Source organism: Limnobacter sp. (assembly GCF_046297615.1).
Classification (GTDB): domain Bacteria; phylum Pseudomonadota; class Gammaproteobacteria; order Burkholderiales; family Burkholderiaceae_B; genus Limnobacter.
Genome location: NZ_JBKBHM010000002.1, coordinates 543,598 through 562,698, shown reverse-complemented (window position 1 = coordinate 562,698; position 19,101 = coordinate 543,598). Strand labels below are relative to the sequence as shown.

Sequence of the window (19,101 nt, the reverse complement as noted above, 5' to 3'; positions counted from 1 at the left end):
ACAGGGCCTTTTTCGAATTATTTGACAAACTGATAGGAGAAGCCGAGGAACTTGGCGTACAGGTTGGGCGCGGCGCGTTTCATGAGCCAGAACAGCTTGGCATCGACCTGGGGGGTGGTGTAGAGCTCACCGCTGTCCAGTCGGTTCAGGGTCAGCTTGGCCACCGAGTCGCTGGTGACCATGGCGTAATTCATGAGAGCGTGATCGGCCAACTTGGAGTACCGTGCAGGCAGGCGACCATCTTTAATGATGTTGGTGGGCACCAGCGTTGGGCAAAGTACATTCACCGAAATCTTGTCTTTCTTGAGTTCTGCGAAGAGTGTTTCTGACAGAGCACGCACCCCGGCCTTGGTGGTGTTGTAGGCGCTCATTTCCGGTGCTGCTGTGTACGATGCAGCGGACGCCACATTGACAATCGCACCCCGCCCAAGTTTTTGGAATTTGGGCACGAAGTAATGGCAGCCATGAATGACACCCCACAAGTTGACGTTCATGCACCAGCGCCAGTCGTCTAGAGTGGTTTCTTCAATCTTTCCACCCAAGCCAACACCTGCATTGTTGATGAGCAAGGTCACTGGGTGCCCCATCAATTCCTCGGCCTGTTCAGCCAATTGCTGCACCTGTTCTGCAATGCCCACGTCGCAAGCCACAGCAAATGCCTTTCCACCTTGGGCTTGGATCAGCCGTACGGTTTCCTCAGCACCTTCCAGCTTCAGGTCGGCGCAAACCACGACACCCCCCCTGCGCGCAATCTCCAGTGCGAAACTGCGACCAATGCCACTGCCCGCGCCAGTCACCACGGCGTAGGCGTTGTGGCTGGGCAGGTCCTTTTTTCTTCTCAGTAAATTCATGGTTGTCTCACTTTGGTTTGCTCAGCAAGGGCTCGCGCTGACTCAGGCTGCCTTGGCATTTGGGTAAAATTCCCGCGTCATGAAGGGGCTTAGCACGCCATTGACGGGGTTCAGCAGCTTTTCTTTGTAATAGGCCAGCAGGTCGCTGGTGTCATGGTCGCTGGGGTGGAAGTCCCGGCGCAGGTATTCAAGAATGTGCTTCATGCTGCCGCCAAAGACACTGTCCTTGCCGGTGAACAGCAAATTGAGGCTTACGCGGGCATCTTTCCAGAACCCGAGTGTGAAGACACTGCTGGGCTTGCGCAGAAACGGAATCAAGGCTCCACCCAGTGGCACCAGCATCAGGATGGTGACGAATGCCATGCCGAATCCGGTGATGCGCATCAGGTAGTCGCCCGACAATTGTTGATACACATCGTAGGCAATGTCTTTGTGCTCGCACTCTTCCAGCATGTGCCACATCCACAAGGCGCGCTGCTTTTCATCGTGGCTGAGGAAGAAGATTTCCTCGTGCTTCATCATGTATTCGGCCAGTACGGCTGTGAAGTGTTCGATGCCGGCCATCAAGGAAAGCTGCATGCCGTTGGGCAGTTGCTTAAAGCCATACTTGAAAACCTGTTCGGCAAGGAAGCGGTAGAACTTCACGGGGTAGTCGTTCTCGGCCAAGGTGTCATTGAACTCATGGTGCAGTTTGGAATGAATGGCTTCTTGACCAATCAGTGCGGTGACGCGCGCCTTCAAATCAGGGTCTTTGACAAATTGACGGTGGTGGCGGGCCGTGTCGATCACCAGGTCTTCACCAAAAGTCAGGAAGATGGACAAGGCGTGAAAGTAGGCGCTGGCAAAAGTCGTGTTTTTGTAAAACACGGAGTCAAGGTCTTTGCTGTCGAATTTGAAATCCATGTGCCGGATTGGGATTCGGGTGCCGCTGGGCATGGAAAAAACGTTGGTCATGATCACACTTCCATTGAATAAGACTGAGCGTTAATTCGGGGTTGTTGAAAAAAGTGCTTGGGTTAAAAAGTGGTTACTGGGCCGCCAGCCAAAAGCGCTTGAGCAGTTTCGCGGCCTTGACGGGTTTTTCCACCATGGGCATGTGCCCCACACCGGGAAGACTTTTGATCTCTGCGTGGGGTATCAAAGCCTTGAAAGTGTGGGCGCAACTGGAATGAATGATTTCATCCTGATCGCCCCACAGAATCAATGTTGGCGCTGAAATTGCCGAGAATGAAGGCTGATCAGGAGCCGGTGCATATTCCAGAAGTTGGCGAAAAATGTGCTGGTTCACATGGCGCCGGGACACCACATCCCAGTAAGCAAAAGGCGTCATCAACAGGGGCAGTGTCCGGCTGGCTATCGTCGAGCCCAGCAAATCCAATACACCTTTGATGTCATGGGCGATCAGCGTATTGCGCCCCTCCTGCAGGTTTCGTTCGAAGGGAGTCAACTCGCTGCCGACGACCCCTGCTGCGTTCATGAGTGTCAGGGAACTTACCCATCGTTGATGGCGTGCTGCGAGCAAGGCGGCAATGCCGCCACCCATGGAGCTGCCCACCCAGTGTGCAGGGCCTTGCAGTACCGATTCGGCCCAGTCGGCAAGCCTTTCGACTTGTTGGTCGAACCCGTATACCTTGTCGCTGCAGAAATGGCTTTGCCCCCAGCCTGGCAGGTCGGGAACGAGCAGCCTGTGCTGCTTCATCAGAAAAGGCATCAGGGGCAGCCAGTTCTCTTTGCAAGAACTGAAGCCATGAAGCAAGACCACGGGGCTACCTTCAGGGTTGCCCCCCTCGAGCCACACCATGGTGCTGCCGTCAATCGATCTGCGGTGCGTTGCAAAGCCGGTGAGTGAGCCATGCAGGCGGTGCAGCAGGGGGAAAAAACTGCGGTAACGCCAAGCCTTGACTCGCTCAAGGTTGGGCGATTTGGCCTTGCTCAGGTAAGCATGGGCCACCTGATTGACGAAACTGTTTTCCAGAACTTGCTGGGTGTTCAACATGACACGAACTTCCATAGGATACAAAACATGCTAAACCGTGACATTGATTGATGTAATGGTAAAACGAATGTTTGTTCGGATTCAATGCGGAATGCGCTCGGTTTGTTGGGTATGCCTACGATGAAAATAAAGCCATTGTTCTCAGGTGTTTACCTTTACAAATGGATGCAGAATTGAAAAGCACACATTGATTGTTCGGTTTCTAATCGTCTATGTTGTGGCCCAAAAGATGAAATGCAGGCTGCTAATGACGAGGTTGATGCTGCAGAAACTGGTGCCCGCCTGTGGGCGAAGCAACGCCTTTTGCCCTTAAACTAGCGTAGGGCTTTTTGGGGGTAGAGGGATTTCTATGGCGCCGTCTGATACAGAGGACAGTGGTGGGCAGAGGGCGCAGTTTTGGCATCCCCAGATGTTCTGGGCCGTCTTCCTGACGGTGGTGTTTATTGTGCTGATGGGCTATGTGTTGTCGCGCCCCGCTGCCCAACTTCACGACAACAACTTGATTACCGACTTGTCTGTGTTTCGGACCTCTCGGGTGTTGACTCTCGAACAAGCCATGTCTCAGCCTTTCAAGCCGTCTGACGGGGTACTGGTCAAAGGCAATTCCCGGGAGCAGGTTTGGTTTCGTTTGCAAACCCGGGCGATTGATCAACCGGTTGTGTTGACTGTGCAGCCGCCCTATCTGCGTCACATTCGGGTTCATGTGTTTGACGCCAGTGGCCGTGTTCACACCGAAGAGCAGGGCATGGTAGTGCCCTTTCAGAATCGTGAACTCAAGGCCTTTAGTTTTGCCTTTCCCCTCAATTTTGATCCGGATGGGTTCAATGCTGAGGTCAGCGTGCCGCAGGCCTACACGGTGTTTGTGGAGGTGAATAGTGAAACCTCCGTGATGTCGGTTCAGATTATGGCTTTGAGCCAGTTTTTGCAACTGGAAACCTCGTTGAATTTCGCCTTTGGTGTTTACATCGGCTTGTCAGCCATGCTGGTGCTGTTGGCCACTGTGGTGTGGGCCGTCACTCGCGAACGGTTGTGGATTCGGAGCGTTTGGTTTGACGCTGTGGCTTTTAACTTTGGGGCTATTCAGTTCGGTTTGGTCAGTCAATTCATACCGGAGTCGTGGGCCAGTTCGATGATGGTCATTTATTGCCTGTCGCAAACCTTGCTGACCATGGGGATATGTCAGTTCTATCCGAAGTTGTACGGCGACTTTGGTTTAACGCCCAGGCAGCTCGTGGTCTACCGGCCTTACCCCTTGGTGCTTTTGGTGTCTCTGGGGCTGATTGCTGCGGGCTTTTACGCTGAGGCACTGATGTTGAACAACATTTACATTTTCATGTTGGTGTTGGCTAGTTTTTACTTTGTTTATAAAGCCCGAATTGACGAGCCCTACCTGTTGATGATGTTCAGGGTGTTTACCCTTGGGGTGGTGTTGATGTCGGCGTTCTGGATGAGCTCGATCCTGTTGGGGATGAAGGTTTCCCGGGAGTACCTCTTCTACGCCTTGGCGCCAAGCAATTTGTTTTCCATGTTCATGATTCTCATGATTTTGGCTTACAAAACCATGTTGAAGGGCCAGGAACGGCAAAGGCTTGAGGTGGCGGAGAGGGAGGCCCGTACCCGCTTGGTGATGGAACACCAGAAACTGGAGGAGACGACGAGTTTCTTGGGTATGGTGATTCATGAGGTGAAAAACCCCTTGAACCACATACGGCTTGCAGTGCGCAACCTGCAAATGCGTGCCATGCAACGGGGGGAAAACGACCCGCGCCTGGATCACATTGTGAATTCGGTGACGGCTGTGGACGATGTGCTGGAACGCAGTCTGCAGGTGGATATGCTGGAGCAGGGCGCCTTACAGGTGCAGATGCTGCCTTGGGATTTGGACGAACTGGTGGCCCAAGGGGTTGCCCGGCACTTGGAGCACGAACGTGTGACCGTTCGTTCGCCCGGGCCGATGAGAGTGTTTCTGGACGCAGACGTGTTTACGTTGGTGTTTCGTAACTTGCTGGACAATGCGCTGAAATATTCGCCCAAGGGCAGCCCCGTATTCTGCGAGCTTGAACAAGCTGCAGAGGGCGTGGTGTTGAGGGTGAGAAATGCGGTGGGTTCGGCGGGGAGGCCAGACCCGGAGCGCCTGTTCAAGAAGTATTATCACAATCAGGCAGTTCGGCCTGCTACAGGGATGGGGCTGGGCTTGTATTGGGTTCAACAGGTGCTTCGCCGGATGAATGGGGACATTGCCCTGTTGCCAGGCCATGAAGAGGTGGTGTTCGAGCTATGGTTACAGGGATGAATATTATTGTCGTTGAGGACCATGACCTTGCACGCGAGGAGTTGGTGACGCTGCTGCAAGGGCAGGGTTGGCATGTGGATGGTGCCGATTGTGGTGAGGAGTTGAATAATCTCCTTCGGCAGCGCCGCTATCACTTGGTGGTGTTGGACTTGAACCTGCCTCAGGAAGATGGCCTGAGCATTGCCGCACGGCTGCGCGAAAGCCACCCCGACATGTGGATTGTCATGCTGACGGCGCGTACTCGGGCCACCGAGCGTTCGGAGGGCTATAAGGCGGGTGCGGATGTGTACATCGCCAAGCCTGTGAACCCCGATGAGTTGCTCGCGGTGATTGCCAATTGTGAGGTTCGCATCAACCCGGTGTTTGAGGGGGGCGCTCAATTGAATATGGCGGACCGGAAACTGACCTTGGCCAGTGGGGTTGAGGTTCGCCTCACCTTGTCTGAGGCTTTGTTGATTGAGGCCATCATGCTGATGCCCGACCGCATGGCCCACACCGATTACTTGTTGGAGAACTTGTCTCCCGGAGGTGATCAAGCGCTCAGTCGTGATCAACTCACGGTGATGGTTAGTCGCCTTCGGTCCAAGGTTCAAGACGCCGACGCAGGGCTTGATAGCCCTTTTATTTCTGCGGTGCGTGGAGTGGGTTACCGCCTTGACTGTGCGGTGTTGGTTCGCTGAATGCGGCGTTTTATTCTTCCGGCCCTGTGCTGTTTTTCGACTGCCAGCCCGGTGCTGGCGCAGTCGGCTGGTGGGTCGCCCTCGCGCTCTCTGGCTGAGGTGCAGGTGACGGCGGGCAGCACTGCCGTCAAGGACTTGTTGGACACGCCTGGCTCGTCCACCGTGTTGTTGACCGGGCAATCGGTTGAGGCATCAAGCAGCCAAACCCTGACTGACTTATTCAAGCAAGTGCCGGGCGTCACCAATTTCGGAACCACAGCCCGAAATTCAGGATTGTCTGTTCGGGGTTTGGGCAACACACAGTTCAATGATGGCGTGAGCAGCAGCGTTGGCTTGTACGTCGACGGCGTGTATCAGCCACGGCAGGCAGTGTTGGCCATGGGCCTGTACGACCTGGATTACGCCGAGGTGCGCCGTGGGCCGCAGGATGCCTCCTATGGTTTGGGCAGCACTGCGGGTGATTTGCTGGTGCAAACGCGCGCGCCGGAGCCCGGCCACAGGAAGTCCTTGTCGTATTCAGTCGGTGAGCTCGGCTTTCAGAGCGCCACGGCAGTGTTCAACAGCCCTTTGGGGCAAAGTGGTGTGTTGGGCCGATTGAGCGTGTATGGGCAGGTTCGGGACGGCAACCTGAAGAACCTCTACGACGGCAGCATGATCAATGCCCAGAACAAGTTGGGGCTGAGGGGCCAGTTGGCCTGGCAACCGAATGCGAACTCGTCAGTGAGGCTGATTGGTGAGTATGGCTTGATCAACCAATTGTGTTGTGATTTTCCATTGTTGGGCCCTGTCAGCAGAGGCACGGCAGCCTCGGACGCCTACATGCAGTTTCAGCGGCCGGGGACCAACCCGGCGGACCGTGTGGTGTCCAACGACACGCCCAACCATCAGCGCCAGTCGCTTAAAGCCTTGACCATGATTGTGGAGAATCAGGTGTCTGAGCGCAGCCGCCTGACCAGCATCAGCAGTGTTCAGGATTTGTCCTACGAGTCGTTCATTGGTGACAACACCCCACTGAAACTGTTGTCGGGTGAGTTCAGCACTCGGTCGCGCCACATGGTTCAAGAACTCAGATTGAGCACCGAGTTGAAACGTTGGCGTTCCACAGCCGGGGTGTTCTACCTCAAGCAGCGCATCAATGGCCAGGAGATTGGGACGCTCGGCCCTGACATTGCCCGCTATGCCTTTGGTGGGCAGTTGAATCAAGCGTCGCCCGCATTGAACCAGAGCAACAGTGGGCTGTTGATTGACGCGGTGGTGCCGCCTGAAGCAGTGAATGGTTTGCAGGTGGTGACCCCGGGCCGGCAGGAAGCGGATACGCTGTCCACTTACTGGATGAATGAATTGGCGTTGAGTACCCGAACACGGTTGACGGGCAGTGTTCGAATGACCGCCAGTGATCGCTCCTCGTCGGTGTTTCGGTTTCAGCGGGGCGGCAACCTGAACGCAAGCCCTTTGGCCTTCACCAACAGCTTGAATGTGTTAGGCGGGCTGCTGGGGCAAGATGTGAGTGGAGTCACTTTTAATGGCCTGATTCAGGACTTGGTGGGCCGCAATTTTCAACGCACCGATGGCCGCCGTGACTTTGGCATGTCGACCACTTTCGGCGCTTTGCACCGTTTGACCTCTGAGTCGTCAGTGCATGTGCGTTTGGCCAGTGCGTATAAAAATGGGGGGCTTAACCTGGCGGGCACCCCTGCGTATGTGCCTGCCCAGTTTGAGCGGGAGCGCTTGAATGGTTGGGAAGCAGGGTGGGTGTTCAATTCCACGTCCCGGCGTTTGCAGTCGCAAGTGAATGTGTTTCAAAGTTGGGTGAAGGATTTTCAGGCAGTTACTTTTGACCAGGGCGAAGGGTTGATTCGTGTGCCCCGGCAGTCGGTGGTGTTGAATATTCCGCGGGTCAAATTACAAGGCGTGGAATGGAATGCCTCGGGCCGCTTTGGGGCCAATTGGGCCTTGGGAGGTGGCTTGTCCTACACCGAAGCCATCAGCACCCGGTTTCCGAATGCACCCAATGAAGACACGAATCAGGCGGACAAGGACTTGTCCGGGCGCCAACTGTTCAATGCACCCCGGTGGAGTGGTTTTCTGGGTTTCGAGCACACGCTGGCACGGGTCAACGGCGCGCAATGGTATTGGGGCGGCAATGCAATGTTCAAGTCGTCCTATTTTGGCGCGGTGGAACAAAGCCGAACCAGCTTCATTGACGGCTATGAGGTGCTTGATGCACGGGTGGGCGTGCGCAGTTTGAAACCGGGATGGCAGGTGGAGGCCTGGGTGCGTAACCTGCTGGATGAGCGTTATCTCAGTGGCGTATCCACCGTGTACGGTATTGGAGATTATGGTGGCATTGCCGGGGATGCCCGCATGCTGGGGTTGACCACCTCATTCACCTTGGGGCCTTGAAAGGCGTTTGCACTCAGCAATTGTGTTGCCCAATAGTGCCAGCATCACTTGGCCCGCTTGGTCCAAGGCTTGCGTACTGCGTTGAATGCGGCACGTCAAAATGGCCCCTTCAAGGGCGCAGAGCACTGCTGTGGCCAGTGGCCGCGCTGCAGATTGGCTGACGCCGTGGGCTTGAAGTGAATCGGCCAGCAGTTCAGACCAGCGCGTCAATGCGCTTGACGCACTGTTCAGGGTAGGTGTGAATTCTGCCCCGGATTGACTTTCAACGGCAATCGCAATGACCGGGCAGCCCGCTTGGAAGTCCGATGCTTGAAGCACTTTTTTCCAATGCTTCAGGAAGGATTCAATGCCTCCGAGCGTGCCATATTGGTTCAACACTTTGGCCAGGGTTTGGCTGACATGCTCGCCAGCCAAGTCAACCGCCTCGGTAACCAGTTGTACCTTGCCCTCGGGAAAGTAGTGGTACGTGGACCCCAATGGGGCACCCGTGTGCTTGGCCAGTTCACGCACACTGGTCGCCCCAACGCCCCGAGTTCGAAGCAGGTCGATCGCACCCAACAACAGCTTGGAACGGGAATCAGACATGGGCGGGCGCTTTTTCCAGTTTCACCGGCACGAACTTGTGGAACGGTGTTTTGCTGAAGGGGTCGCAGTCTGCGGAGCGGGTCAATTGATTCAGTTCAGGTCCCAAAGGTGGATTGCCTTGGCTGCGGATTCCATAGCCGTGCGGAAGGCTGACGGTGCCCCGTCGCATGGACGCGTCCAATTGTACAACCGCCCGAATTTGTCCCCCTCGTGAGCTGCATTGAACGGTGTCTTTGTCGGCCAGGTTCAGGGCCATGGCGTCGTCCGGGTGAATGCGCATGCTGCCTTCTCGGTCCACTTTGCGCCATGCAGGGTCGCGGAAAATCTGGTTGGCGTTGTAGGCGCGTCGTTCACCCGCAGCAAGAATGAATGGGTAGTCTGGGTCGGTTTGGGTGCGTTGGGCGGGCAGTGCTTGAAGCTCTTCCAGCATTTCCGAAATATTGAGGTGAACTTTCCGGTCGGGTGTGCGCAGGAGCGTCCAGACATCGGCGTACTCGTGTCGGCTGATGATGAGGCCGGAACGGGCACGAAGGATGGCTTTGAACAGGTTGATGCCCAAGGTGAGTCTGTTGCCTTTGATGCCCGCTGCTGCAACAGCTTTGGCGTGCCTTTTGCCGTAGTCCATGCACATGGCGAGCAATGGCGCTGCAGCCGCAGACCCATTGGGCATGTTCGGCCCCAGTGTGCGGTACATCAGTGAGACGGCGTAGGGCATCAGGTGTTTGTTGCGTGCCAGTGTGGCCATGGTTGCTGCCATGTAGGCCATTAACCCGAGGGTAGAGCCCGCCGTTTTGCCCAGTAGGGCCAGTAGGCGATTGGGTTTGGGAAATACGCCCATGCGTTCGATCAGGCGGGTGTAGATTTCTGGCTCGGGCAGGGTGTCGCCTGTGGGTTTGACAACGGGGTGTCGAAGGTGAAAGCCGTTGACCGGGAAGTCAAGGTTGAAGCCGGTGAATTCCCATTTTTCAAATTGGGAGGAAGCGGGTAGCACATAGTGCGCCAAGCGTGCAGTTTCAGTCAGTGCGACGTCGGTGACCACCAGCAAATCCAGGCTTCGGAAGGCTTGTTCAAGCCGGGGTGTGTCAGGCCAGGTCAGCATGGGGTTGCAGCTGTCGATCACCATGGCACGAATGCGATGTTCGCCCGCCAGCAGGATTTCATCAGGCAACAGGTTGGGGGGCATGATGCCGGCGATGGGAAACATCTGGTGGTGAACAGTTCGAACCACTTTGCCCCGTTCATCCGTGTGGCCCAAGATGGGGGCCAGAAAGGTGTGCAGGTTGTTGCCGCCTTGTTTGCCGAATTGCCCGGTCAGTAAATACAGCAGTTTTTCGAGGTATCCGTTCAAGGTGGTGTTCAGGGTGTGTTGAATGCCCAGGTCGATGCGCACACTGGCGCTGCGGGCTGTGGCGAACCCTCGCGCCACCCGTTCAACCAGTTCAAGAGGCACATCGGCACGTTGCACGTAGTCCTCAATGGGCACAGCCCTCAACACAGATTCAACGGCCTCAAAGCCGGTGCAATGTTGGGCGATGAAGTCACGATTGTGGAGATTGTCCCTAAGAATGATGGCCAGCATGGCGCTCATCAAAAAGGCGTCGGTGCCGGGTTTTAATTGCAGGTGGATGTCCGCGTGCTCGGCAGTTTCCGTGCGGCGAGGGTCGATGACCACCACCGTTCTGTTCGGGTCTTTTTTGAGGTGCTTGAGGGTGTCCCGTGCGTTGGGAATGCCGTGGGCTTGATAGGGGTTGCATCCGATGAACAGCGCGAAATCCGCATGCTCGACATCTTCGGTGGTGTGGCAGGTTTGGTGCCCAAACAGTCGGCCATTCACCCAGAAGTCGCCGGTTTTTTCCTGCCCCAGTGAGTTGTAGTTATAGCGGCTCTTCATCGCAGCCCGCACTTGCGCAAGGTAAGCGCCGCCGAGGTGATTGCCCTGGCCACCGCCGCCTGCCGTAGCAAAGGCTTTGCCGCCATGTTGGTCGCGGATGGTGGTGAGTTGCCTGGCGATGTCTGTCAGTGCTTCGTTCCAGCTGACGGCTTCAAACTCACCCTGCGCGTTGCGTTTCAGCGGGTGTGTGAGCCTGTCGGCATGGTGTTGATAGTGGCCCAAGCGTGCCGCTTTCTGGCAGATGTAGCCCCCGGTCAGCGGGTGCGCCTCATCCCCTTTGATCTTGGTGATCTTGTTGTCTTCGATGGTGAGTTCCAGGCCGCAGTTTCTGGAGCACAGGATGCAGGCGGAGGTTTCGGTGGTCATAGAATGATGCTCCATTTATAACGGATGTTATAAACGAGCTTATCGGCTTGATATGGTGTCGTCAACCGTTCCTCTGCGAGCCTTGCTGGGCGGGGGTGTGAGCATTGTCACACCTGCCTTTCGGCAGTGCTTCGGGTTAGCTTGCCATGGTGTTACCATTAAGGGTTAACTCGGGTTAAACATTCGAGTCCTGTGGCGTTTTAGGGTATCTGGGGGGCAGCTTGGGGCGTGCTGGATTGAACCGTTGTTACTCACTGGTTTGGAGTGTGAGCCGATGGGCCTGGGTGGTGGTGTCCGAACTCGGCAGGACAACGTCCGGCCGTTCGGGTGGTCCATCCTCCAGCAGGCTGGGTGCTCTGTTGATGGCATTGTCGTCCCTGGCCAGCCCGGTTGCGTGGGCACTCGACCCGCTGGCCCTGCCCGGCGGTGCCGCTGTGGTGTCCGGCACTGTTCAGCTTCAACACACCTCGCCGGGCGCATTGACCATCCAGCAGACCGGCAGCCGTGCCATGGTGGATTGGCAGTCTTTCTCGATTGGCCGTGATGCTTTGGTAACGGTGAATCAGGAGTCTACTCAGTCTCTTTTGGTGAATAGGGTCACAGGCGCCACGCAGTCTGTGCTGGACGGCAAACTTCAGTCCAACGGACAAGTGTGGTTGCTTAACCCCAACGGCGTGTTGATGGGGCAGGGCGGGCGTATTCAGACCCACGGTTTTTTGGCCTCCACGCGAAGCCTCAGCAACGCTGACTTCTCGGCTGGCCGCTTTGGGTTGTCCGGGCAAAGTGTTCAGCCCATTGTGATCCATGGTGAGATTTCTTCGGGTGTGGGTGGCTACGCAGTGCTGAATGCCAGTCAGCTTGAGCAGAATGGTCGCGTTCAAGCGCCGCAGGGCAGTGTGGTGTTGGCCACCAGTCATGGCTTGAAACTCGATTTGGTCGGTGACCGTTTGTTGTCCTTCAATGTGGAAGACACGCCCGTTGCCACACAGTTGGTGCATCAGGGCATCACGGTGGCTGACGGAGGCCTTGTTGCGCTGAATGCTGCAGCCGCCCGCGAGGTGGTGGGCAGTGTGGTGAATGTGGGCGGTTTGGTGCAAGCCAATTCGGTGAACACCAACAACGGTGTTGTGGTGCTTGGGGCCGGTGCGGGCGGTCAGGTGCAGGTCAGTGGCACTGTGTTGGCCCAGGGGCAGCAGGCAGGCCAGTCGGGCGGGATGATTCGGGTTCAAGGCCGACAAATCACCGTGGGGCCCACCGGTGTGCTGTCGGCCTCCGGTGAGGGGCATGGGGGCCAGGTGCTTGTTGGTGTTGGCAGCAACAACACGCTGGCTGAGCAACTGACGCTGAAACACGGTGCAAAGATCACCGCGCAATCGCGCACTTTCGGCGACGGTGGTTTTATTGAAACCAGTGCAACGCGAGTGAATATTGCTGATGGTGTGAACATCAGTACGAAGGCCGCGCAGGGTAAGGATGGCCAGTGGCTGATTGACCCGGATGATTTCACCATTGCCGCCACGGGCGGTAATGTCACTGGCGCAGCGCTCAGTGCCGCTTTGCAAAACAACCATGTCACGATTCAGACCCTGGCTTCGTCCAACACCTGCAGCGGTGTGACTTGTTCTGCGGGTGCCAGTGCTGGCAACGGTGACATCGTGGTTAACGACACCATCAGCGCCACAGGCAGCGGTAAAACACTCACCTTACAGGCTGTCAGGGATGTGAACCTGAACAGTGCTGTGTCCGTGGATGGCCTGGAGCTTACGGCCGTGCGTGATGTGAATGTGGGCGCTGTCGTCAGCGTGGGCAATCAACTGTCCGTGAACTTCTCGGCCAATCCTGATTTCACACCCAACAGTGCTGCAATTCCCGGCAGTGCCGGGGCCTTGAACATGACCATGAATGGTTCGGGGTTCGTGGGTCGAATTGATCTGGGTGCATCGGCCACTGTGGCCATCAACGGTGTGGCCCACACCGTGTTGCGTTCGGCCGCTGAAGTGGGCAGCGCACGGGATGCCATCAACGCCAATGTGGGCCTCACCAATTCATATGTGCTGGGTAACGACATCGACCTCGGGAACGTGAGTTGGGTGGGCATTGGCAACGAGCAACAAGGCTATCAAGGTGCATTTGACGGTTTGGGCCATCAAGTTTCTGGCCTTAACGCCAATTCACAGTACCCCGGCTTCTTCGGCATTAGCCTGGGGGCGCGTGTGAGTAACCTCGGCGTTGCCGGTATGTCAACCATCAATTCCACAACGGCCGGTTTTGGGGGTGGTTTGGTTGGCGCTGTTGTCAACTCAACCCTGAGGAATGTGTACGCCAAAGTGGATGTGAGTAACCCTGCGTCAGATAGAGCGCGCGTTGGGGGCTTGGTGGGCTATTTGTGGACGAGCCCTTCATTTGCCGCACTCCCGAATTCTTCAATCACCAATGCCTTTTCGACAGGCACAGTCAGCACTTCCCAAAATGCCACTGTGGGTGGCCTGATTGGGTTGGCCGATGGCAGCATTCAAGTCACCAACGCCTTTGCCACGGGTGATGTGATGACATTGGGCGGAAGCTCGAATGCGGGTGGACTGGTGGGCATTGCCGATGGTGCAACATTCAACCGGGTATTCGCGACGGGCCGGGTGGGTAGCTTGGCCAATGCCGCTGCTGCGGGTGGTTTAACGGGCGGGGGTACTGGTCATCATTTTTCAGATGCCTACGCCACAGGGGCGGTGGAAGGTGCTTACGCAGGCGGTTTGGCCGGTGTGACATTTTCATCCTCATTCAGCAGGGCTTACGCCACTGGCGCAGTGACCGGGCCAGCCGGGCAAGCAGGGGGCATTGCGGGCTTTGCGGATTCGGCGGGCACCCATGTGTATTGGGATGACACATCCACTGGGCAAGCCACAGCGGTGGGCGGTGGTGGTATCAACGCGCAGGCGATTCGAATTGGGCAGTTGACCGCGTTGCCCACCGGGTTTACCGCGGACGTTTGGCGTTTGTCGGGTGGGGTGCCGTTGCTCAACAGTGTGTTGCTGGCCCCCCCGGTGATCACCACACCAGTGTTTGTCCGACTGAACTGTGACCCATGCTCGAGCACTTATGGGGATCTGCCAGTGTTCAGTTTCGCCCTTTACGATGCAGCGACCGGCGGGCAGTTGGTGACTGATGCGCAACTGACCGGGACAGCGCTGTACAGCCTGACGCGCAACGGGCAGTTGAGCGGTACTGAGCTAGGGCGACTGACCGACGCAGGCACGTATTCAGTCAGTTACACCGGTGGCCTCGTTGCGGGCAATTCATCCTATCAATTGGCCGCAGGTTCGGACATTACCTTCACGGTACAACCCAGAGCCCTGACAGTTGCCTTGGCCGGAACAGTGGCCAACCCGTTGAGCAAGACCTATGACGCAAGCCGTTTGTTCACGCTGGTGGCCAGCAACTTCACCTTGGGAAATTTTGTGGACCAGCAGGGGGCCGGTGCCAGTGTCAACCAGACGCAGGGCATGTTCAACAGCAAGGATGTTGCGCAGGCTAACCAACTGACTGTCGAGTTAAACGCTTCCAATTTGGTTGTTGGGCCCGGCGTGAACCCTGACAACTATGTGTTGCCGAGTTCAGTGACGGCGGCAGCCAACATCACACCCCGTGCATTGATGATTTCTGCCAGCAGTGTGGCTGCGCGTCAGTATGATGGCACTCGTGTGGCTGCAGTCACTGCGGGCAATCTGTCTGGAACCGTGTCAGGTGAAACCTTGGGGCTTGTTACCTCGGCCTTGTTTGACACCGCTGATGCGGGCGATGCGAAAGCGGTGACCGCTGCGCATGTGCTGCAAAGCACTGGAACAGGCTTGGCCTCCAATTACACCCTGGGCCAGTTGGCCAATGAGTCGCTCACCGGTCGAATTGATCGGCGGGACTTGTCGGCACAGGCCACTGTGGCCGACAAGGTGTTCGATGGTGGCACAGCCACGGCAGTGTCTGTGGACTTGGTGACAGGCTACGTTGGCCTTGAGACATTGGCGGTCAGCGCGGTTGCCAATTTCGACACACCCGCAGTCGGCCAGCGAAAAAGTGGTGTGACTCAGTTCACATTGAACGATGGCAGGAATGGCGGCAAAGCCTCCAATTACCGGTTGGATGATCAGGTTTTTGAGGCGTCCATCACGCCTGCGCAGCCTGCTGTGCCGGCACAGCCTACGCTACCCGTGGCGGGGGCGCCTTCGTTAAGTCAAATTACCCAACTGTTGATTCCTTCGGTGACACCCACTTTGGCGCCTGCGCCAGCCGCTGCAAGTAACTCGGGCTCCGGGCCATCAGCCACCGGGAATACTCAGCCATCCTCGTCCAGAACGGAAAAAGCATCGCCCTCCAAAACATCGGACTCGGGACCTGCAGCCTCTTCGGCATCTGTTTCTTCCGCCCCTGTTTCTGGCACTCAGGGCGCAGGGACTTTGCCCACTGCAGGCGCGGCACCGGTGGCAAGCCCATCTGCAGCACCCGCTCAAAACGTGGCACCAGCCAACGGACTGGTGGTGGCCTTCGTTCCTGATGTGGGGGGCGCGGCGGTGACACCCACGCCACCGTCCCCGGTCGGTGACACCAAGCCAGAAACCAAAGCCGACGAAGCCGATGCAGCCGACCCTACGCTGCAGTCCGTGGGCGAAGGAAACACTACTGGCCTGAGCGGTAGTGGGCCTGTCAGCACACCCTTGGTGCCTGGGCTTTTGTCACAGGTGACTCAGCCACCACGCCGGGCAGCCCGTTCTGCGGCCGCGGCCAGAGTGTCGAATTTGGGGGATGAGGGGCGATGGTAATCCGTCAATGGCTGTTGGCATTGCTTGGCCTGTTGGGCAGTGGGCTGGGCATGGCAAGCCCGTTGGATGAGGCTCGCAAGCTGGACGCCAATGGCCGCTATGCACTGGCCGAGCCGCTGTATCGCCAGGCCTTGGAGCAACTGCTCAAGAGCAAGGGGGAACGTGATTCGGACACAGGCAATGTCCTGCTGGATTTGGCGTTGAATCAAAGCAATCAAGGCAATTTTGAAGTCGCTGACACCTTGTTGCGCCGTGCCGAGAATTCCCTTCAGTCGTCGGTGTTTGAGTCGGACCGCGCCCGTTTGGCCATGTATCAGTCGTATCACTTCGCCAATCAGGGGCGTTACGATCAAGCCTTGGCCGCAAGCCAAATGGCTGCGGGAGTCTGGCGCAAGCTGTTGTCCGGTCAGGGGGCGAACAAGCGCCTCGGGGCCACTGAAGACGAAGCACCCGACCAAAGCGTGGAGCAGGGTGAACTGGCGATGACCCTGAATTTTCAGGCGAGAATGGCTTTGCGTCGTGGTGAGTTGTTCACCGCTTTGGCCCTTGGAGGCGAGGCCCTCCGAGGTTTGCAAGCCACCGAAGGCTTGCCTCCAGCGTGGATGGCCAGTGTGATGCAAACACTGGGAGAGATCAGTCTGGTGCAGCGCCGCACTGCGGCAGCCGAAACTTACTTTGCCAAAGCCTATGACTTGCGCAGGCAACAATTCGGTGTTGGCCGTGCCACGGTGCAAACACTGGCGGAGCTGGGGCGGGCCTATCAAGCCGATGGGTTGGACACGTCTGCCATCATCACCTTCCGGCGTGCATTCAATGAGGCCCGCCAGTTGCGCAATCAGCAAGACCTCTTCACCCGTCAGCAACTGGTGGCTTTTGGCACTGCAGTTGCCGACTACAGCAAGAGGCTGACCGACCCGGCCCAGAAGGCCGCTTTGTACGCTGAGGCTTTTGACGCATTCCAGTACAACCGAAGCACCGTGGTTGAACAAACCATCGACAAAGTTCAGAACGCTGCGCGCTTGAATGACTCGGAGTTGCAAAAGCTGGTGCAGGACATTGCCTTGGCCGATCGTGAATTGACCCGTGCCAAAGCAGACCGTTTGACCGAGGAGAACAAACCCGTACAGGAACGCACGCGTGGCCTGCTGGAGCAATTGAGTTCAGCACAGGAGGCTGCCCTTCAGCGGCTTACCCTGCTGGAGCAAACCCTGCGTTCACGATACCCCGACTATGTGGCAGCCAGTGACCCGCTGAAGCTGAGCCTTGAAGATGTGCGCAGAAGCCTGCGCGATGATGAAGCCATGGTCAGTTTCATGCTGGGCCGCACGGAGTCTTTCGTGCAGTTGATTCGCCGCAGTGGGTCTATCGTGGCCCGAGTGCCCGTTGGTGAAGATGACCTCGCAGACTCAGTCAAGCAATTGCGCCGTTCATTGCAGGTACAGGCTGGGACTGTGTCTGAATTCAATGTCGCAATTGCGAGTCAGTTGCATGACCAGTTGTTGGGTGGCGTGGCTGAGCAACTGAAGGGTGTAACACATTTGGTGGTGGTGCCCGATGGGCCCTTGGCCAGCTTGCCCTTTGGTGTGCTGGTGCGCAGCGCGCCTCAAAGTGGCGATTATGTGAAGGCGGACTGGTTGGGGCGTCACGTGGCACTGTCACACACGCCATCCATTCAGGCCTTTTATCAGTTGAGAACCCGGGTCCGCAGCGCTTCTTTCAAGCGTACTTTGTTGGCGTTCGGTGACCCGGTTTTGCAGGGAGGTGCCCAGCGCAACGCCCTTCGTGGAGGGTCGACCCCAACCCAGCCACCCACGGAAGTTTGCCGTGCAGAAGGGCCGATGGACCCCGCGGCCTTATTGGCGATGCCCCCATTGCCAGAGACTGCGGTTGAGCTTAAAGCAGTCCAGAAAGCATTTGGACCTGGACAGTCTGACGTATTCCTGAGGGCTGACGCCACCGAAAGCCGCCTGCGGCGAATGCCCTTGAGTGATTACCGGATTGTGTACTTCGCAACACACGGCCTGTTACCCGAAGAGTTGACATGCCAGGCGGAGCCCGGGTTGGTTCTTACTCCGCCAACATCAGCGCGTGCCTTGTCGCGTGCTGACGATGGCCTGCTGGATGCCAGCGAAATCGCTGCCTTGAACATCAGGGCAGACCTCGTTGTTCTGTCGGCCTGCAACACAGCAGCCAGCGGTACCTTGGGTGGAGAGGCCTTGAGTGGCTTGGCCGAATCATTTTTCTTCAGCGGGGCCAAAAGCCTGCTTGTCAGTCATTGGCAGGTGCCTTCAGGGGCAACCGCCGCGTTGATGGGCGGCTTGTTCGCAGAACTCTCGCAGTCCAAGGGGCTCACACCGAGCAGGGCCTTGCAACAGTCGCAAGGCCGATTGATGAATGCAACAAAAACAGCGCATCCGTTTTTTTGGGGATCGTTCGTGGTCGTCGGCGATGGCATGGGGGTGGTTCAACAATGAAGCTTGCACGGTTTTTCAGCAGCGGGCTTTTCGCCTTGGCTGGGGTCTGGGCCATGGGCTCGGGGTCGGCTTGGGCGGCTTACACGCTCATCGATGTGAAGGGTGGTGGTTTTAAAACCGGGCAACAATTGGAAGCCAGCGACACAGTCAACCTCAAAGAGGGCGAGCGTATCACGGTGGTGGGGGTCAATGGCAAAACCATCACCTTGCGGGGGCCCTACAGCGGGCCTTTGTCCAAAGAGCCCGAGGGGGCGACTGACCGTGCATCGGCTTTGGCTGCACTGATCGCCAATCGTGACGCCCGAACCAGCACAGTCGGAGTCATTCGTGCGGGCAATGATTCAGCCCGCCTGCCATCCCCTTGGCTGGTTGACGTCAGTTTCTCCAGTACCAAATGCATACAGCCGGGCAACAAACCGGTGTGGTGGCGGCCCGATGCCGCCGGTACCGACACCCTCAGTGTGTCGCCTGCCGACAGGTCCTGGAAAGCGGACTACGTGTGGCCCGCAGGTCAAGCTGTCCTGAACCCGGACCAAGTGTTGCAATTGCAAGCCCAGAACCTGATGTATGTCCGCACAGGGCAGAAGGAGGTGGGCATTCAATTGTTGGTGCTGCCGGCAATGATCAAGGACCCGATTGTTCAACTGGGCTGGATGTTGGAGAAAGGATGTGTCCAACAAGCCAACGCGTTTCTGGATGAACTGCGAGACAGAGAGCAGCGTCAGTGATACCCACCAACACCGCTGAAGTGGTC

General features: G+C 57.1%; 11 protein-coding genes. 6 read left to right on the top strand and 5 right to left on the bottom strand.

The features are described from left to right. Positions 1-17: 17 nt before the first annotated feature. The 3 genes from ACK4FF_RS06600 to ACK4FF_RS06590 form a co-directional block, all read right to left on the bottom strand. Positions 18-851, bottom strand: coding sequence for an SDR family NAD(P)-dependent oxidoreductase (locus ACK4FF_RS06600; protein ID WP_409706228.1), 834 nt, complete (start codon positions 849-851; stop codon positions 18-20). Between the two features lie 42 nt (positions 852-893). Continuing rightward, positions 894-1,805 (bottom strand): metal-dependent hydrolase, encoded by a 912-nt coding sequence (locus ACK4FF_RS06595; protein ID WP_409706225.1) that lies wholly within the window; start codon positions 1,803-1,805, stop codon positions 894-896. Positions 1,806-1,878: 73 nt separating this feature from the next. Next, positions 1,879-2,847, bottom strand: a complete 969-nt coding sequence (locus ACK4FF_RS06590; protein ID WP_409706222.1) for an alpha/beta fold hydrolase — start codon at positions 2,845-2,847, stop codon at positions 1,879-1,881. Positions 2,848-3,256: 409 nt separating this feature from the next. Between ACK4FF_RS06590 and ACK4FF_RS06585 the strand changes: the two genes are divergently transcribed. From ACK4FF_RS06585 to ACK4FF_RS06575, 3 genes are read left to right on the top strand one after another with little or no spacing between them, the layout of a single operon-like run. Beyond that, positions 3,257-5,140 carry a 7TM-DISM domain-containing protein gene (locus tag ACK4FF_RS06585; protein ID WP_409706219.1) on the top strand — a complete coding sequence of 628 codons (1,884 nt, stop codon included), beginning with the start codon at positions 3,257-3,259 and terminating at the stop codon, positions 5,138-5,140. Further along, positions 5,137-5,820, top strand: a complete 684-nt coding sequence (locus tag ACK4FF_RS06580; protein WP_409706216.1) for a response regulator transcription factor — start codon at positions 5,137-5,139, stop codon at positions 5,818-5,820. Before ACK4FF_RS06585 ends, ACK4FF_RS06580 begins: the two co-directional genes overlap by 4 nt. After that, entirely contained in the window at positions 5,821-8,223 is a 2,403-nt protein-coding gene (locus ACK4FF_RS06575; protein ID WP_409706213.1) for a TonB-dependent receptor, read from the top strand. It abuts the gene before it with no gap. Here ACK4FF_RS06575 and ACK4FF_RS06570 read toward each other — a convergent pair. Continuing rightward, positions 8,203-8,808, bottom strand: coding sequence for a TetR/AcrR family transcriptional regulator (locus tag ACK4FF_RS06570; protein ID WP_409706210.1), 606 nt, complete (start codon positions 8,806-8,808; stop codon positions 8,203-8,205). The two genes, ACK4FF_RS06575 and ACK4FF_RS06570, sit on opposite strands and share 21 nt — an antisense overlap. Further along, on the bottom strand, positions 8,801-11,065 hold the full coding sequence (locus ACK4FF_RS06565) for a molybdopterin-dependent oxidoreductase (protein ID WP_409706207.1): 2,265 nt from the start codon (positions 11,063-11,065) through the stop codon (positions 8,801-8,803). Before ACK4FF_RS06565 ends, ACK4FF_RS06570 begins: the two co-directional genes overlap by 8 nt. A 221-nt stretch (positions 11,066-11,286) precedes the next feature. Between ACK4FF_RS06565 and ACK4FF_RS06560 the strand changes: the two genes are divergently transcribed. From ACK4FF_RS06560 to ACK4FF_RS06550, 3 genes are read left to right on the top strand one after another with little or no spacing between them, the layout of a single operon-like run. Continuing rightward, positions 11,287-15,873, top strand: a complete 4,587-nt coding sequence (locus tag ACK4FF_RS06560; RefSeq protein ID WP_409706204.1) for a filamentous hemagglutinin N-terminal domain-containing protein — start codon at positions 11,287-11,289, stop codon at positions 15,871-15,873. Continuing rightward, on the top strand, positions 15,867-18,347 hold the full coding sequence (locus tag ACK4FF_RS06555) for a CHAT domain-containing protein (RefSeq protein WP_409706201.1): 2,481 nt from the start codon (positions 15,867-15,869) through the stop codon (positions 18,345-18,347). Before ACK4FF_RS06560 ends, ACK4FF_RS06555 begins: the two co-directional genes overlap by 7 nt. After that, the gene (locus ACK4FF_RS06550; RefSeq protein WP_409706198.1) at positions 18,344-19,075 is read left to right on the top strand and encodes a hypothetical protein; all 732 of its coding nucleotides are present in this window, start codon (positions 18,344-18,346) and stop codon (positions 19,073-19,075) included. The genes ACK4FF_RS06555 and ACK4FF_RS06550 overlap by 4 nt, the downstream gene beginning before the upstream one ends. Positions 19,076-19,101 lie beyond the last annotated feature (26 nt).

What these genes read in the sequence shown, in the direction of transcription:
- ACK4FF_RS06590 (WP_409706222.1), bottom strand. Translation starts at nt 2,847, where the DNA reads ATGTTGAACACCCAGCAAGTTCTGGAAAACAGTTTCGTCAATCAGGTG.
- ACK4FF_RS06565 (WP_409706207.1), bottom strand. Translation starts at nt 11,065, where the DNA reads ATGACCACCGAAACCTCCGCCTGCATCCTGTGCTCCAGAAACTGCGGC.
- ACK4FF_RS06550 (WP_409706198.1), top strand. Translation starts at nt 18,344, where the DNA reads ATGAAGCTTGCACGGTTTTTCAGCAGCGGGCTTTTCGCCTTGGCTGGG.
- ACK4FF_RS06600 (WP_409706228.1), bottom strand. Translation starts at nt 851, where the DNA reads ATGAATTTACTGAGAAGAAAAAAGGACCTGCCCAGCCACAACGCCTAC.
- ACK4FF_RS06575 (WP_409706213.1), top strand. Translation starts at nt 5,821, where the DNA reads ATGCGGCGTTTTATTCTTCCGGCCCTGTGCTGTTTTTCGACTGCCAGC.
- ACK4FF_RS06580 (WP_409706216.1), top strand. Translation starts at nt 5,137, where the DNA reads ATGAATATTATTGTCGTTGAGGACCATGACCTTGCACGCGAGGAGTTG.
- ACK4FF_RS06555 (WP_409706201.1), top strand. Translation starts at nt 15,867, where the DNA reads ATGGTAATCCGTCAATGGCTGTTGGCATTGCTTGGCCTGTTGGGCAGT.
- ACK4FF_RS06595 (WP_409706225.1), bottom strand. Translation starts at nt 1,805, where the DNA reads ATGACCAACGTTTTTTCCATGCCCAGCGGCACCCGAATCCCAATCCGG.
- ACK4FF_RS06585 (WP_409706219.1), top strand. Translation starts at nt 3,257, where the DNA reads ATGTTCTGGGCCGTCTTCCTGACGGTGGTGTTTATTGTGCTGATGGGC.
- ACK4FF_RS06570 (WP_409706210.1), bottom strand. Translation starts at nt 8,808, where the DNA reads ATGTCTGATTCCCGTTCCAAGCTGTTGTTGGGTGCGATCGACCTGCTT.